This window comes from Hymenobacter psychrotolerans DSM 18569, assembly GCF_900142395.1.
Lineage (GTDB): Bacteria > Bacteroidota > Bacteroidia > Cytophagales > Hymenobacteraceae > Hymenobacter > Hymenobacter psychrotolerans.
Genome location: NZ_FRAS01000011.1, coordinates 74615 through 91106 on the forward strand (window position 1 = coordinate 74615; position 16492 = coordinate 91106).

Below are 16492 nucleotides of genomic sequence, written 5' to 3' on the forward strand. Positions count from 1 at the left end.
CGTTGAACGGCCCGGCCCGCCCCTGCCAGTTCAACGATTCCAACGATACGCGGGGCACAGGCCTCGCGCTACATTGAGACGAACATGAATTCCATCATTCTCCTTTCCGTTCTTGGCCTCGGCAACCTGTTTCTGGGCTTCCGGCGCTCCAACCGGTTGCTGCTGCCGGTAGCCATGCTCATTCTGGGCCTGGTGCTGACGGTGAACTTCATCGATTGGAACCAGGGTCCGCAGTCGTTCTTCCACGGCATGCTGGTCGTGGACAACTTCTCGGTAGCCTTCACGGGCATTGTGGTGCTCACGGCGCTGGTGCTGGTGCCCTTCTCCCAGAAATACGTGCTCGACGGCGAGGCCAACCTGGCCGAATACTACTCGCTGCTGCTGTTTTCGCTGGTGGGCGCCATCATGCTGGTGAGCTACAACCACCTGATCATGCTGTTTCTGGGCATCGAGATTCTGAGCGTAGCCATGTACGTGCTGGCCGGCTCCGACAAGCGCAACCTGCGCTCCAACGAAGCCGCCCTGAAGTACTTCCTGATGGGCTCCTTCTTCACGGGCTTCCTGCTGTTCGGCATGGCGCTGGTGTACGGGGCCACGGGCACGCTGGAGCTGGAGGACATTCGTTTCGCGGTGCAGAACCCCGTTAATGAGTCGCTGACGCCGATGCTTTACATCGGGATGCTGCTCATGCTCATCGGTATTGCCTTCAAAGTATCGGCCGCGCCCTTCCACTTCTGGACGCCCGATGTGTACGAGGGCACACCTACTTTCTTCACGGCCTTTATGAGCACGGTGGTGAAAACCGCCGGCTTTGCGGCCTTCCTGAAACTGCTGGTGCAGGCTTTCCCGGCGGCTTCGGCCCAGGGCATCTGGCTGCCCACGCTCACGGCTATGTGCGTACTCACGCTGCTCATCGGCAACGTGGGCGCCGTCACGCAGACCAGCATCAAGCGGATGCTGGCGTACTCCAGCGTGTCGCACGCCGGCTACCTGCTCATTGCGCTGGTGGCTTTCAACGGCGAGCTGGAAGGCGCTTCCGCCAACGGCATTCTGTTCTACTCGCTGGCGTACTCGGTGGCCACGGTAGCGGCCTTCGGGGTGGTGAAGCTGGTAGCCGATGCCCGCCAGCGCGAAGACTACAATGGCCTCAATGGCCTCGCCAAAACTAACCCGCTGCTGGCTTTCTCGCTGCTGGTTTCCATGCTTTCCCTGGCCGGCATTCCGCTCACGGGTGGCTTCTTCGGCAAGTTCTTCATCTTCTCGGCCGCCGTTGAGAAAGGCTACATTGGCCTCGTGGTGTTTGCCGTGGTGATGTCGATGGTGAGCATCTACTACTACCTGCGTCCCATCATTGCCATGTACATGCGCGAGCCCGATGCCACTACCGAAGAAGCCGTGCCGGTCACGAAGTTCCAGGCGGGTGCGCTGCTGCTGCTGGCGCTGCTCACCGTGCTGCTGGGCGTAGTGCCCGGCCTGGTAGCCGGCGTGCTCTAGTATTCCGCCTCCCTTTTTCCTACTCTCTCCCTTAGAAACGCCCCGGCCGCCTGGCCGGGGCGTTTTCTTTCTACCCCCCGCCCCGGTCCGACGCCGCAGGCGCCCGACCGGTCGCCGCCCGTGCCACCCGAACGGCTGGCCTGCCCGGTGCCAGGCAAACAACGTCAGCACGCGGCGACCGGCCGGACGCCTGCGGCGTCGGACCGGAACGGGGGCCGCTTCTTGCGGGATATGGACGCGGCTGTGGCAGGTGTTTTCGCTTCTTGTTTCCATACAATACACCTCGCTCGGAGCCCGCCAAAGTCCTATCCATGTCTCAAAAATGGACACGACGACCCGGCAAACCCTCGCGGTGAGTTGGCAAAGGCAGATGCTGACGTAGCAAACCTTGGTGGCGAGCCGGCAAATCCTGGTGGCGAGCCGGCAAAGGCAGGCGGTATGCTGGCAACTGCAGCCGATGAGCCGGCAAGAGCACGCGGCGGGGTAGCTTACCCTCCTGATAGCCTGCCGGAGGCTGCCGCCAGGATATGGAAGGCTGCTGCGCCCCATCTGCCCGATTCCGGCTATACTTGCCGCCATGAAATTCTCTCTGACGCTGGCCCTGCTGTGGCTGCTGCTCCGTTTCCCGGCTTTCGCGCAGGCCCCGGCCCCGACCAGTCTGCCTGAGCAGAGCTTCGAGCAGTTCTGGCAGGCATTCCGCGACAACTATGCGTTTTTCGAGCTGAAGAAGATGGACTGGGATGCCTCCTACCGCAGGTTCCGGCCGCGCATCACCCCTACCACCCCCGACGATACGCTGGTGCAGGTGCTGCGGCAGCTGGTGGAGCCGCTGCACGACGGACACATCACCATTTCGCGGGGCGAAACAGTGCTCTACAAGGGCGAAAGTACCCGCAACACCTTCAAGCAAACCTTCCGGGCGGTGCAGCCGGAGTTCTGGCGCGTGGCCTACGGGCAGCTGCAGCAGGCCGGGTTCGGGCCGGTGCAGGGTCTGGGTCCCGATTTCAAGGGCAAGCAGGTGCTCTATACCAGCCGCAACGGAGCCATCGGGTACCTGCACCTCACGCGCAGCTTCGCCGATATCAGTGGGGCCATGGGCACGGAGGCGCAGGAGCTCAAGGACCGGCGCAAGCTGGAGAAGCTGTTTGCGCAGGCCCTGAAAAAGCTGGCGGGCTGCCAGGTGCTGCTGCTGGACGTGCGCGACAATGGCGGCGGGCACAGCGGCTACGAGCTGGCCAGCCACTTCACTCAGACGCGCTATCTGGCCAACTACAAGGCCCTGCGCCGGCCCGGCAGCGACCAGCAGTTCACGGAGCCGCAGCCTGTTTATGTGGAGCCGGCGGCCGGCCCGCGCTTCACCGGCCCGCTGCTGCTGCTCACCTCCGACCAGACCGCCAGCGCCGCCGAGGACCTCACCATTGCTCTTAGCCAGCTGCCGCAGGTGACGCAGGTTGGCACGGCCACCAAGGGCATGCTCTCGGATATGCACAGCGTGCAGCTGCCCAATGGCCTCGACGTGACGCTCTCCAACCAGCGCTATACCATGCCCGACGGCCAGCCACTGGAAGACGTGGGCGTGCAGCCGGATAGTCAGGTGGAAAATACGCTGGCCGACCTGGATAAGAAGCAGGATGCCGTGCTGCGGCGGGCTCTGGAGCTGGCCCGCACCCTCTCCCCAACCGCCGGGAAATAGCCCGCTCCAGAGCGGCTTTCCGGAGTTCGTGCCGGCTATTTCCTGATTACCCGGATGCTGATGCGGCGGTTGAGGGCGCGGCCTTCGGGCGTGGTATTGGGAGTGATGAAATACTTGCCGCCGTATCCTTTGGCCTGAATCCGGTTCATATCGACGCCCATACCGGCCATGGCCAGCATGGCGGTTTTGGCCCGTTCCTCGCTGAGCTGGAAGTTTTTGAGCGGGTTGCCGGTGCTGTCGGTGTAGCCGCCGATTTTCACCACCGAGGCCGGGAAGGTTTTGAGGATGCTGGCCACGTTGCGCAGCTGCTGAAACGACTCATCGGTGAGCGTGGTAGCGCCCGGATCAAAATACACCCTATCAAAGTTGATCCAGCCCTTGGTGCGGTTCACGGAATCTACCTCAATGGCGGGGTCGGCGAGAAAGGTGAAGAGCCGGTTTTCGGTGGAGTTGGCGCCTACTTTCTGCGTAGTCCCATCGCCCAGGCGCAGAATGATGGGCTGGCCGGTGTCGTAGATGTAGTTGCCGCTGGCCACATCGTAGCGGCCGGGCGCGGGAGTTGCCGGGGCTTTGGCGCCCAGCTCCGAAGTGGCCACCGGCGCCAGCGAGGCTACTGCGGCGGCAGCACCGGCCGGGCGCGAAGCCGGCCGCTCGTGCCCAAACAAATAGCCCAGTAATACTGCCACCAGCAGCAGCAAGCCCCATTGCCAGCGCAGCCCGCCGCTGCCAGCCCCGGAAGCAGCCGGCGCGCTGAAGTAGGCTTCGCCGGCCGCTGGCCGCATGCGGGCCGGCACTTCCGGCATAGGTTCCGGCAGCATAGTGTAGTCTGGGGGAGCGAGCGAAGGGCGAGCCGGTGAATCGTATCCTCCGGCGGCCGGCACCACCTGCCGGGCCGAAAGCAGCGCCCGCCGCACCGAGTCCTTTTCGCGGACCAGCCAGGCGGCCAGCATAGCCGGTTCGAGGCTGTTTTCCTGGGCATAGTCGCCGGCAATTCCCAGCAGGGCCGTAGTACTGAGGCTCAGCAACTGGCTGGCCGTAGCTGCCGAAATCCCTGCCTGGGCCGCCCGTTCGGCAATCATGGCTTGGTAGGAGTCGCCGATCAGGTCGCGCATGAGGTTGTCGCTGCGCTGCTGCCAGCCATTCTGGCCGGGCAGGGCCAGCGCTTCCAGCACGCTGGCGCCGTAGGCCTCGCGGCTCAGCTTCCAGAGTACCTCAGGTCCGTACGGCTTTTCGGCGCGCCCGATGAGGGTATGCAGCGCCAGCGGCAGCAGCAGCTCCAGGCCGGCGCTCAGGTCATTTTCGCTTTCCTGGCCGGATTTGGCCAGGCTGGTCAGCACTTCGTTCGTGAAGGCTGCCCGAGCAGTTTGTAGCAGATTCTGTTCCATGGTCTTGCAGCACTAAGTTCCAACTTCTCATAAAAGGTACGTTTTTTATTCAAATATTTCAATTATAACACAGAAAAGCCTTCTGCGCGGCAGAAGGCTTTTCTGTGTTATTACAAATTCAGTCTTCGAGGCTAACTGCGGCGCATGAGCACGGTGGCTTCGTCGGCGTACTGCACGGCTTCATCCCCGAATGGCTCGTCGCCGCGGAACTTGAGCAGCAGGCGGGCGGTGGTGATGATATCCTTCTGGCAGTAGCGCGCAATGCGGGGCAAATCATTTTCCTCGTAGTACACGCGGGCCACGTCTTTGCCCTGGATATCGTCTTTGGGCGTCGGGATGCCGAACATGGCGGCCAGCAGGCTCAGCGAAGTGAAGGATTTCCGGTCGCCGAACTTCCAGAGCTCCATGGTATCGAGGTGCGTGATTTCCCAGGGCTTTTTGCCGGCCGTATCGAGGTGGGGCGGCAGTTCGAGGCCGTTGATGAGCATGCGGCGCGACAGATACGGGAAGTCGAACTCTTTGCCGTTGTGGCCGCACAGCCGGAAATGCGGCCGGTGGCTGATGACTTCGCTGAACTCCTGCAGCAGCTTTTTCTCATCGTGCCCATAGAAGGACTTCACGCTGAAGCGCAGCTCGCCGGTGGGCGCCGTGCGGAAGCGGCCGATGGAAATGCACACGACCCGCCCAAACTCGGCATAGATGCCAGCCTGCTCAAACAAGGTGGCCGCGTGCAGGGTATCGGGCAGCGGCGCAATATGGTCGTGGTGCGAAATCCAGCCTTTTTCGCGGCGCAGCGCGTGGCATTTGTGTTCCCACAGCTCCTTGAGCAGGTCGTGCAGGTCGTCGTGGCAGCCTACGCACGGCACGGTTTCGATATCAAGGACAAATACCTCGTCGAGCTTCAGGTCACGGAGCAGGCGCATAGGCGGAACAGGCGGAAACGGTGTGCAGACACCGAATATAGGCTTTTCCGCTGCGGACGTACCGGTTTCAGAAGAAATTACGCCCGCATGTGGCCCCGAGCCACCGCCGGAAAGCCGCCGGCAACGGCCGCCCGCCCGACGGTGGTGCCTGCCCAAACCGCTACGGGTTGCAGCACCGCAGCAGAACAGCTTCCGACTGCGGCGGCCGGGGCACATTCAATCCGGAAGCACTCAGGCCAGGGCTGGGTGCTTTCGGATCCAGAGGCCCAACAAGGAAATCAGCAGCTGCGGACGTGGGTGCGGCATAGCAACAGGCATCAGGGTAACCCAACCGGCTCCGGATACCCTCCGCTCACGCAGATTCGCCGGGGCCGTTGGTCAGGCTGAAGGTGGCACATTCCGGCGCCTCCGTCAATCACATAAGGATGTGAGGACTGAGTGGTGGTAGTTGATGGTTCCGGGCTGGACACTAACAATCAACCATCACCACTCAACTTCCAGCTACGTCAGGCCCTGGCGGAGGGCTTTGCTGACGGCCTCGGTCATGGAGCGGACGTGCAGCTTCTCGTAGATTTTCTTGATGTGCGAGCGGACCGTATCGATGCTGATGCCCCGGTCGGCGGCTATCATCTTGTAGCTGTAGCCTTCTACCAGCAACCCCAGAATTTCCTGTTCGCGCGCGCTCAGGTTGGCCGGCGACTCGTCGGGGGCGCGGCGGGGCACTTTCGGAAACAGCCGCAGCACCTGGCGGGCAATAGCCGGTGTCATGGGCGCGCCGCCGGCCCGCACTTCGCCAATAGCTTCTATGAGGCGACCCGGCGGGGTTTTCTTGAGCAGATACCCGTCGGCGCCCGCACAAATGGCATCAAAAACCCGGTCGTTTTCCTCGAACACGGTCAGCATCACCACCTGGATGCCGGGCACCACAGCCTTGATGCGGCGCAGGCCTTCGATGCCGGTGCAGCCGGGCATGTCGATGTCCATGAGCACCACATCGGGGCGCAGCCGCTCCATATCCGCTTCGGCCTGCGTGCAGTTGCCCAGAGCGCCGGCCATCACCAGCCCCGGCGCCCCCGCCAGCAGCTGGCTCAGGCTGGCGCGCAGGTCGGCATTGTCTTCGTAAATCAGGACGCGGGTAGTAGTTTCCATGTGAAAGGACAGTTAGAGCCAATGCCCTGGCTAAGTTACGTGGCCTGGCGTATCGGCGCGACTGCATAAATATGTGAAAAACAGCTTGGTGCAGAAGCCAACCAGACCAGCTGACAGCTTGGTGTTTTCGCGGCGGAGGCTACCAGCTCCATCCTGCTCTTAGTCGCTCAGGGGCACTTTCAGGTGCAGCGTAGTACCCTGGCCGGGCGCGGTTTCGATGAGCAGATGGCCGGCCATAGCAGCGGCCCGGCTCCGCATGTTGGCCAGGCCGTTGCCGCCGCCCTGGGCCGGCTGAATGGGGTCGAAGCCGATACCATCATCCTGCACCGTGAGGTGGAGCAGGCCCTGCTCGTAGGCGAGCTGAATGCGCGCATGGCGGCACTGGGCGTATTTAGCGAGGTTGTTTATAGCTTCCTTGAACAGCAGAAAAAACTCGCGCCGGGCGCGCATATTCAGCTTCAGGCCCTGCACTGCCGGCGCAACCTGAAACGAAAACTCGATACCGTGCGCCTCCAGCACCTCCGACGCAAAAGCGCGCATGCGGGCCGCCACATCGTCCAGCGAGTCGTGGGCGGGGTTGATGGCCCACACGATGTCGTCCATGGCATCCAGCATCCGCCGCGACGACTCGCCGATTTGCTCGAGCACGGCGGCGGCCTGCTCGGTGCGGTGCTGGCGCTGGTGGTTGCGCGCTATCTGGCTCAGAATGGAGATGCTGCTGAGCGTGGAGCCCATGTCGTCGTGCAGGTCGCGGGCAATGCTGTGGCGTACCCGCTCCAGGGCCAGCAGCTGGCGTACCCGCACGCGGTAGGCCATAAACAGCAGCCCAAACACCGCCCAGCTCAGCCCCACCCGAAACCACCACGTGCGGTACCAGGGCGGCGTGACAATAATGCGCAGCGCGGCACCCTGGCGGTTCCAGACCCCGTCGTTGTTGCTGGCCCGCACCCGAAACGTATACTGGCCGGGGTCGAGGTTGGTGTAGGTGGCTTCGCGGCGGCGGCCGGCTTCTATCCAGCCCTTATCGAAGCCCTCCAGCATGTAGGCGTAGCGGTTTTTCTCGGCCTGCCGAAGGTTGAGCGCGGCAAATTCCAGCGAGAAGAAGTAGTCCTGCGGGGCCAGTTGCAGCACCCGCCGCTCCGTGATGGACGTATCCGGCAGCTCTACGGCCCGGTTGAAGCGGCGGAACCCGGTCAGCACAACGGGCGGCGGCACCGGGTTGGTCTGGACTGCTGCCGGCAGAAAGCTCACCAGCCCCTTGACGCCCCCAAAGTACAGCCGCCCGTCGGCAGCCCGGTGGCTGGCGCCGGCATTAAACTCGTCCTGCAACAGGCCGTTGCGCTCATCAAACGTATGGAACTGCCCGGTGCGGGGGTTAAACCGGGCCAGCCCTTTGTTCGTGGAAAGCCAGATATTGCTCTGCTGGTCTTCCTGCATGGCATATACCACGTCGTTGGGCAGGCCTTCGGACTCCCGAAACACAGTAAACCGCCCCTTGGCCGGGTCATCGAGCCGGCAAAAGCCTCCGCCTTCGGTGCCCACCCAGAGGGTGCCGCGCTGGTCCTGCAAAAGGCACCGCACAAAGTTGCTGCTCAGGCTGCGCGGGTTGCCCCCATCAGCCCGAAACGTAGTGAAGCGGCCCGTGGCCGGGTCGAAGGAGCAAAGGCCGCCGCCGCCGGTGCCAATCCAGAGGCGGCCCGTGCGGTCTTGCAGCGTTACGCGCACAAAGTTGTTGGACAGGCTGCCGGCATCGTTCGGTTTGTTGCGGAAGGAAGTGAACCGCTGTGCAGAGGCGTCCAGGCGGTTCAGCCCGCCTTCGGTGCCCACCCAGAGCCGACCGGCGCGGTCTTGGTAGAGGGAGCGGATAAAGTCGTCGGAGAGGCTGCCGGGCTTGTCGGTGCGGTGGCGGTAGTGCACAAACTCGGTGGCGCCCGGCAGCAGGCAGTCGAGGCCCTGGCTTTGGGTACCCACCCACAGGCGGCCGTCTTTGCCGAAGCAGAGCGCCCGCACGAAGTCCTGCGCCAGGCTGCCGGGCTGCGCCGGATTGTGGCGGAACACGCGCCGCTGCCCACTGCCCGGCTCGTAGCACACCAGGCCCTGCTCTTCAGTACCAATCCAGAGCCGGCCCGCACTATCTGACGTAACGGCCCACACCGGCGTGGGGGCTGCCGCCACGGGTATGCTGCCGAAGGGACGGGGACTAGGGTCGGTGTAGGCGAGGCCGGCTTCAGTGCCCACCCATAGCAGGCCGGAAGTGCCCTGAAACAGCGCCTGCACTGTATTATCGGGTAGGCTCAGGGGCTGCCGGGGCTGATGCACAATGCGGCTGAAGGTGCCGGTGGCGGGCTCGTAGCGGCACAGCCCTTCGCTGGTACCCACCCAGATGGTGCCCTGCTGATCTTCGAGCAGGCTGCGTACGGCACCGGGCGGCAGCTGGCCGGGGGCAGCGCCGGGCACAAATACGCGGGTAGCGCCATTGGCCGGCGGCAGATACCGCAGCAGGCCCGTTTCCGAGCCTACCCACAGACCGCCTTTGCGGTCGGGGCACAGTGTGGTGATGGCGCCGGCCGGCGTCAGGCGCGGGTCGGTGAGGAGGAGCCGGCGCGCGGTATCGAGCCGACTGACGGCTCCTTCACCGGTTCCGACCCAGAGCGTACCGGCCCGGTCCTGGGCCAGAGCCCGCACCGAATTCTGCCGCACGCTGCCGGCTACCTTCGCGGCGTGGCGAAACAGCCGAAAGCGCCGGCCGGCCGGACTGATTTCGTGCAGGCCATCTTCGGCCCCGGCCCACACCCGCCCCTGCCGGTCGCAGTATACCGCCCGGATAAAATTATTGGTCAGGCCGCTGGAGTCGCCGGGTTCGGCCCGGTACGTCCGGAACCGGCCGGTGCGTGGGTTGTAGCGCGAAAGGCCACCCGCGGTGCCTACCCATAGCTGCCCGACCTGGTCGTGGCACAACGACAGCACGAAGTTGCTGGCCAGACTGCTGGGCCGGCGGGCGTCGCTGCGGAACGTGCGGAAACCGACCCCGTCGTAGCGGCTCAGGCCATCCTGCGTGCCAACCCACAGGAAGCCTTTTGCGTCCTGCGTGATGCTGTACACGCTGTTTTCCGTTAGCCCATGAGCGTTAGTAAGGGTTTCGAAGCGTAGCTCCGCCGCGGATTGTGCGCAGCTGCGCCGGCTCCCAAGCCCTGACAGGGCCATCAGCAGAAACCACAAAGCAACGGAGTGTTTCATAGCAGCCAACTCAGACCAGGTGGCTGAATGTACCGAATTACATTAACACAATCCTATACTGTATAGCATGCCTCCTAAACCGGCCCGTAGGAGGCCACTACCCTGAACAGCCTGGTTCACTCCCGCCCGTTGCTGCTTCGGCCCTTGCTTACTTGGTAGTGGCCGGCATTTCCTTCTTGTACAGCCAGTACGAGTAGCTGTAGGCCACAACCGCCGTTGCCAGCGCCCCCACTACCAGCACTGTAGTGGCGGCCGCTACCACTCCCAGCAGACCAAGCACAGCACTCAGCACACCCGTAGCGAAGAACAGCCGGCCGCCTACGCGGTGCACCCGCACCCAGATGCGCGGAAACTCCAGGGCCCACGGCGTTTTGAAGCCCACAAAATAATTGGGCTGCACGGTAGTAAGGTAGTTGCCGATAAAAGCGAAAAACAGCCCCATGAGCACCGCCAGGCCCTGCCCGGTTTGCTGGCCTGGATGCAGCGCCGCGTACAGACTGTATATGGACAGCCCGCTCATCAAGGCGACTACGGCCAGCGTCAGTTTCTGGTAATTGGAATTGCCGGCGTCCAGTTGCCGCTTGGGGTCGAAGCGGGGCAGAAACGCCAGCAGCAGGTAGGTGCCTACCGGCAAGCCCAGGCACAGCAGCCACATATGCTGCTTGGCGGTATAGCCGTCGGCCTTTCCGGCAGTATCAAAGTGCGTAGGAATCTGCGCGGGCAAGGCGTCCCAGGTATACACTAGATAGAAAACGGGAAGTACCAAGGCTAGCAGCGTCAGCAGAGACCAAAGGGAAAAGTTTGTTTTCATGGCAGTGAAGTTTATCAGACAAGCTTTATCCCTATTAAGGAAGGGGAGATTACACGGTATAGAACAGCCAGTAGCATCACACTAAGAGCAGTTACCAACACAGCTCGAAGCTGGCGCTGACGATGGCTACGCCATAAGTTAAATCCAGTGCGGTGTACTTGCGGTATGAGCGTCAGGACGCAGTACAACACTAGAGGCAGTGTGGCTACCTCCCGTAGCCGTTGTTGGCTAGCAAATCGATCAGCTTGGCCATTGGTGTAGTGGGTAGGCACCTGAGTGGGAAGCAGGTCGTCGAGATAATAGCACAACAACAAAGGCAACGCTGCAATTAATACTACTATCACTCCTCCTAAAAGGCGCTGATTTTTCATGACTTTTGAAATTGCAGCAACCAGCCCAGCAGCTCGTCCATCACGGTCATGTTGAGCGTGTAGGTCACGAACTGGCCCTGCTTGTCACTGCTCACGAGGTCGGCCTGGCGGAGTAAATCCAGGTGGTGGCTGATGGTGGGCTTCGAGAACTGAAAGTGGTCGGCTATTTCGCCGGCCGTGCGCGGCTGCTCGCGCAGCAGCTCCAGAATGGCACGGCGCGTGGGGTCGTTGAGGGCTTTGAAGAGGGCGTTCAAGACTGGTTAGTCATTTAGACAAATATCTAATTATTATTCATAAAAGCAACATGATTATCAAACCAGTGCATATCACTTTGCAGCCTACTGGCTAGCTTTTTGGCACCCGCTATAGGGTCGAATCATATACACGGACGTACTCATGCAACCAGGACTCCAGAACCGACAGTTCGACGTCAAGTTGGCCTAACGGTATTTCCTCCAGCTCCCTTTCCGTAACTCTATCTGCTAGTATGAGGTGTGGGGAGGGAGTGCGCATACCACGCATCTGTATGGTAGCACGTACGTGGGCCCAGGACCTATTCCCTAGCGTCGGCGTCCAAAGCTCCTCAGGACTGAGCTTCAGTTGCGGCCCAGAAGCAGATAGAAACACCACAGACATCAGCACCAAGACAAAGCCCAGCCCTATCAGGCCAACAATCCAGCCTATCGTGTGTAAAGTCGCGTCATACGGCAGCCTGGTAAACGCTATACCAACCCCGGCGCATATTAGCACCAGCCCTAGCACAAGCCTGCCGTATGCATTACTCCGTGAGTAGTGATACACCAAATGCCAGGCGTTAGTATCCATAGAATAGAAGTAAAAGCGGCGCCTGATGCATCAGGCGCCGCTTTCTGTTTTTGTTTTAGCACAACACTTCTTACTTTCCTACCACTGCCGTAGCAATGCTCAATTCCTTGAGCTGGGCCGGCGATATTTCCGAAGGCGAGTCAATCATGACGTCGCGGCCGGAGTTGTTTTTGGGGAAGGCAATAAAGTCGCGGATAGAATCGGCGCCACCGAAGAGGCTGCAGAGCCGGTCGAAGCCGAAGGCAATGCCGCCGTGGGGCGGGGCGCCGTACTCGAAGGCGTCGAGCAGGAAGCCGAACTGCGCTTTGGCTTCTTCATCCGAGAAACCCAGCAGCGAGAACATGCGGGCCTGCACGGCGCGGTCATGAATGCGGATGGAGCCACCGCCCACTTCCACGCCGTTTATCACCATGTCGTAGGCGTTGGCGCGCACCTTCCCTATCGTGTCGGGGTTATCGAGCAGGGCCACGTCCTCGGGTTTGGGCGAGGTGAAGGGGTGGTGCATGGCGAAGTAGCGGCCTTCCTCCTCGATGTATTCGAGCAGCGGAAAATCCACTACCCACAGCGCCGAAAACGTGTCTTTGTCGCGCAGACCGAGGCGCTGGCCCATTTCCAGGCGCAGTTCGCTCAGGGCCTTGCGGGTTTTGTTGGGCTCGCCGGCCAGCACCAGCAGCAAGTCGCCGGGCTGGGCGTTGAAGGCGGCTTTCCACTGCTGCAGCTGCTCCTGCCCGTAGAACTTATCCACCGACGACTTGACCTGACCATCGGCTTCCATGCGGGCATACACGAGGCCGGTAGCACCAATCTGGGGGCGTTTCACATATTCAGTCAGCTCGTCGAGCTGCTTGCGGGTGTAGCTGGCCGCTCCGGTGGCGCAGATGCCTACTACCAGCCCGGCCGCTTCGAACACCGGGAAGTTGTGGCCTTTCACCACGTCGTTCAGCTCCACAAAGCGCATTTCAAAGCGCGTGTCGGGTTTGTCGTTGCCGTAGTAGCGCATGGCGTCGGCGTAGGTCATGCGGGGCAATTTCCCGATTTCCAGCCCTTTCACCTCGCGGAACAGGTACTGCACCAGGCCCTCGAAGGTGCTCAGGATGTCTTCCTGCTCTACAAACGACATTTCGCAGTCAATCTGCGTGAATTCGGGCTGGCGGTCGGCGCGCAGGTCTTCGTCGCGGAAGCACTTCACAATCTGGAAGTACCGGTCGAAGCCCGATACCATGAGCAGCTGCTTGAACGTCTGCGGCGACTGGGGCAGGGCGTAGAACTCGCCGGGGTTCATGCGGGACGGCACCACAAAGTCACGGGCGCCTTCGGGCGTGCTTTTGATGAGCACCGGCGTTTCGACCTCAATAAACTCCTGGCCGTCGAGGAAGCGGCGGGTGGCCTGGGCCACGCGGTGGCGCAGCATCAGGTTCTGGCGCACCGGCGAGCGGCGCAAGTCCAGGTAGCGGTACTTCATCCGCAGGTCGTCGCCGCCGTCGGTTTCGTCTTCAATCAGGAAGGGCGGCAGTTTGGCCGGATTGAGCACATCAATCTTTTCCACCCGGATTTCGATGCCGCCGGTAGGCATTTTGTCGTTTTTGGAGTGCCGCTCGGCCACCTTGCCGGTCACGCTGAGCACAAACTCGCGGCCCAGCTGACGGGCCTGCTCACGTACTTCGGCCGTTTCCACGCCTTCTTCCAGGGCCAGCTGCGTGATGCCGTACCGGTCGCGCAGATCCACCCACAGAATGCCGCCTTTGTCGCGGGTGCGCTGCACCCAGCCGCAGAGCGTGACGGTTTGGCCAATGTGTTCGGGGCGTAGGTCGCCGCAGGTATGAGTCCGGAGCATTTCGGTAGAGCTGAGAGGTGAGAGCCCAGAACTGAGAAGCAAGCAGTGGCTGGTAGGGCCGGCTCGTCCTGCTTCTTATTTCTCAGTTCTACGCTCTAAGTATAGAACAACGAAGGTAGGCAGGAAAAACCAGTCAGGGAGGGAAAAAGCGCGCCCGGCGAGCCGCTACTGCGGGCCGCCCGAACGGGAATAAGGCACGATTTGGGCCGCGTGTCGGGGTTTTGCGTAAGCTTGCGCAAAAATTGGTACGGAGTATGCAAAAGGCATTTCACCAACCAACTTTCCTCCTCGCCACCACCTCTCCTCACGCTCCATGAAACGCCCCGTTCTGCTCGCTCTGGCTGCCACGCTCCTCTCCTTTTCAGCCGCGCAGGCCCAAACCAAAATCAAAACCAAAGCCAAGACGGCAGATGGCACTGAGGTAAAAACCAAATCGGAAGCCGAGGCCGTGACCCTCAGCGGCCCCATCAAGCGGGTAGAAACCCTGTCGGGTATCGACGTGTTTCCGGCCTCCAACGGCCAGACCATCATGCTCAGCTTCACGCAGCAGTTCACCAAGCCCGGCACGCTGGTGATGACCAACTACAAAAAGCAGCCCATCTACACAGCCGCCCTCGACCCGGCCACCAACACCGGCGAGCCGGTAGACCTGGGCCGTATTCCGGCCGGCACCTACCTTATTGAGGCCAAAACCGGCAACTACGTCTACTGGAAGAGCGTGAAGATTAAATATCCGGCGGCTCCGGTGACAAAAAAGCGCCGGTAGCATCTGCTGTACAGGCCCCTTTGCAGGCTCCGGAGTCGTTGCGGCTTCGGAGCTTTGCGTTTGTGGCAACTGTGGCGGCCCGCTGAGTTGCCTTCGGGCCTGATGCCTCATCCTCGTACCTTTGCCCTCGACTATGAAAACTACCTCCTCTTTTTTCCGCCTTGCGCCGCTGCTGGTTCTGCTGCTGAGTCTGGCGGCTTTCGTAGCTCCCAAGCTCAAGAAAACGGCCATTAACAAAAGTATCAGCGTGGGCGTGCCCGACGGGTTTCAGGCCCTGCCCGATGACGGCATTGCGGTGAAATACCCGTCGCCGCGCAAGCCGCTGGCCGTGTTCAGCAACCCCAGCGGCCGCGTCGATTTCAGCGTGGCCCAGAAGCCCAGCACCTTCAGCAACCGCGACTACGCCCTGCTGCTGAAGATTTACAAGGCCAGCATCCAGAACATGTACTCGAAGGTGGAATTCCTGGCCGAGGACATCCGCACCATCAACAAGCGCGACTTTGTGGTGCTGGAGTTTGTCTCGACGGTGGCCGACAATCGCCGGGCCAGCAACCTGGCCCCCATTCGGCGCTACCAGATGGTGCAGTACACCATCACCGGCGACCAGCTTACGGTATTCACCTTCGTGGCTCCCGCCGACGAGAAGGCCCAGTGGCAGCCTACCGCCCAAGCCGTGATGCAAAGCATTGTGATGAAGTAGTTTGATGGGCTGATGGGTGATTGTTAGGTGTTAATGGCTGATGGTTGATTGTTGACAGGCTGGTTTTGTCTGACTATAAACAATTAACAATCACCACCCAACCATCAGCCATTAACAAGCAACACCATGTCCGACGAGCAGTATATGCGCGAGGCGCTGAAGCAGGCGCGGTATGCTTTTGCGGAAGAGGAAATTCCGATTGGGGCGGTGGTAGTGCTGGACCGGCAGATTATTGCGCGAGCCTACAACCAGACCGAGAAGCTGCGCGACGTGACGGCCCACGCCGAAATGCTGGCCCTGACGGCGGCGGCCAACCACGTCGGCAACAAATACCTATCCGACTGCACCCTCTACGTGACCGTGGAGCCCTGTGTGATGTGCGCCGGCGCCACGGCCTGGGCCCAGTTGCGGCGCGTGGTATATGGCGCTGATGAGCCCAAGTTTGGCTACCGACGCCACGGCAACCTACTGCATCCGAAGGCGGAAGTGGTAACGGGCGTGCTGGGTGCGGAGTGTGGCGAGATAATGCAGGAGTTCTTCGCGCGGAAGCGGAAATAGGCTACTTTTGGCCGGCCTCGTAACCCTGGCCGGGGTGCGGCGGTTATACTCTGACGCGGGGCTGGCCCCGCATCCGTTTTTCTCTCCCTTTCACCTAAAACCCAACTACTATGGCTTTCGAACTGCCCAAACTGCCCTACGCCTACGACGCCCTGGAGCCGCACATCGATGCGCAGACCATGGAAATCCACCATACCAAGCACCACCAGGCGTACGTCACAAACCTCAACAACGCCATTGCCGGCACCGACATGGAAGGCAAGAGCCTCGAAGACCTGATGCAGAACATTGCATCGGCTCCGGCGGCGGTGCGCAACAACGGCGGCGGCCACTGGAACCACTCCCTGTTCTGGACCATTCTGGGCCCGAACGGTGGCGGTGAGCCCACGGGCGGAGTAGGCGAGGCCATTACGAAGGCGTTTGGCAGCTACGAGAAGTTCAAGGAGGAGTTCACGAAAGCCGCTACCACGCGCTTCGGCTCCGGCTGGGCCTGGCTGTGCAAGCAGACCGACGGCTCGGTTAAAATCTGCTCGACGCCCAACCAGGACAACCCGCTGATGCCCGACTCCGGCTGCCAGGGCACGCCCGTACTGGGCCTCGACGTGTGGGAGCACGCCTACTACCTCAAGTACCAGAACCGCCGCCCCGACTACATCGCGGCCTTCTACAACGCCATCAACTGGGACGAAGTGAACCGTCGCTTCGCTGAGGCTGCGTAGCGCTTTTCCGCCCCATCAAAAAAGGCC

The 16492-nt window shown here is 61.6% G+C and carries 14 protein-coding genes; 6 read left to right on the forward strand and 8 right to left on the reverse strand.

All coding sequences use genetic code 11. From position 1 onward, the window contains the following. Positions 1 to 84 precede the first annotated feature (84 nt). Positions 85 to 1494: an NADH-quinone oxidoreductase subunit N gene (locus tag BUE15_RS11440; RefSeq protein ID WP_073284825.1), complete on the forward strand. Its 1410-nt coding sequence runs from the start codon at positions 85 to 87 to the stop codon at positions 1492 to 1494. Between the two features lie 577 nt (positions 1495 to 2071). Then, the gene (locus BUE15_RS11445) at positions 2072 to 3187 is read left to right on the forward strand and encodes a S41 family peptidase (protein ID WP_073284828.1); all 1116 of its coding nucleotides are present in this window, start codon (positions 2072 to 2074) and stop codon (positions 3185 to 3187) included. A 35-nt stretch (positions 3188 to 3222) separates the two neighbouring features. Here BUE15_RS11445 and BUE15_RS11450 read toward each other — a convergent pair whose 3' ends face one another. From BUE15_RS11450 to aspS, 8 genes are all read right to left on the reverse strand, one after another. Beyond that, positions 3223 to 4572 carry an OmpA family protein gene (locus BUE15_RS11450; protein ID WP_073284831.1) on the reverse strand — a complete coding sequence of 450 codons (1350 nt, stop codon included), beginning with the start codon at positions 4570 to 4572 and terminating at the stop codon, positions 3223 to 3225. Between the two features lie 131 nt (positions 4573 to 4703). Continuing rightward, complete coding sequence (locus tag BUE15_RS11455) at positions 4704 to 5495, reverse strand: 3'-5' exonuclease (RefSeq protein WP_139252234.1); 792 nt, start codon at positions 5493 to 5495, stop codon at positions 4704 to 4706. Between the two features lie 501 nt (positions 5496 to 5996). Continuing rightward, on the reverse strand, positions 5997 to 6644 hold the full coding sequence (locus BUE15_RS11460) for a response regulator (RefSeq protein ID WP_073284834.1): 648 nt from the start codon (positions 6642 to 6644) through the stop codon (positions 5997 to 5999). A gap of 159 nt (positions 6645 to 6803) precedes the next feature. After that, a complete protein-coding gene (locus BUE15_RS11465) occupies positions 6804 to 9881 on the reverse strand; it encodes a sensor histidine kinase (protein ID WP_084548992.1) in 3078 nt (1025 codons plus the stop codon). Between the two features lie 148 nt (positions 9882 to 10029). Further along, positions 10030 to 10692, reverse strand: coding sequence for an SdpI family protein (locus tag BUE15_RS11470; protein WP_084548993.1), 663 nt, complete (start codon positions 10690 to 10692; stop codon positions 10030 to 10032). 14 nt (positions 10693 to 10706) lie between these two features. After that, a complete protein-coding gene (locus BUE15_RS22630) occupies positions 10707 to 11063 on the reverse strand; it encodes a DUF1648 domain-containing protein (RefSeq protein WP_073284843.1) in 357 nt (118 codons plus the stop codon). Then, positions 11060 to 11317 (reverse strand): autorepressor SdpR family transcription factor, encoded by a 258-nt coding sequence (locus BUE15_RS11480; protein ID WP_073284845.1) that lies wholly within the window; start codon positions 11315 to 11317, stop codon positions 11060 to 11062. The genes BUE15_RS22630 and BUE15_RS11480 overlap by 4 nt, the downstream gene beginning before the upstream one ends. A 641-nt stretch (positions 11318 to 11958) precedes the next feature. Then, entirely contained in the window at positions 11959 to 13722 is a 1764-nt protein-coding gene (gene aspS, locus BUE15_RS11490) for an aspartate--tRNA ligase (protein WP_073284851.1), read from the reverse strand. Positions 13723 to 14035: 313 nt separating this feature from the next. Between aspS and BUE15_RS11495 the strand changes: the two genes are divergently transcribed. From BUE15_RS11495 to BUE15_RS11510, 4 genes are all read left to right on the forward strand, one after another. Beyond that, positions 14036 to 14488: a hypothetical protein gene (locus BUE15_RS11495; RefSeq protein WP_073284854.1), complete on the forward strand. Its 453-nt coding sequence runs from the start codon at positions 14036 to 14038 to the stop codon at positions 14486 to 14488. A 133-nt stretch (positions 14489 to 14621) separates the two neighbouring features. After that, positions 14622 to 15188, forward strand: a complete 567-nt coding sequence (locus tag BUE15_RS11500) for a hypothetical protein (RefSeq protein ID WP_073284857.1) — start codon at positions 14622 to 14624, stop codon at positions 15186 to 15188. A gap of 126 nt (positions 15189 to 15314) precedes the next feature. Then, on the forward strand, positions 15315 to 15746 hold the full coding sequence (locus BUE15_RS11505; RefSeq protein WP_073284860.1) for a nucleoside deaminase: 432 nt from the start codon (positions 15315 to 15317) through the stop codon (positions 15744 to 15746). A gap of 110 nt (positions 15747 to 15856) precedes the next feature. Then, entirely contained in the window at positions 15857 to 16465 is a 609-nt protein-coding gene (locus BUE15_RS11510; RefSeq protein ID WP_073284863.1) for a superoxide dismutase, read from the forward strand. Positions 16466 to 16492: the final 27 nt, after the last annotated feature.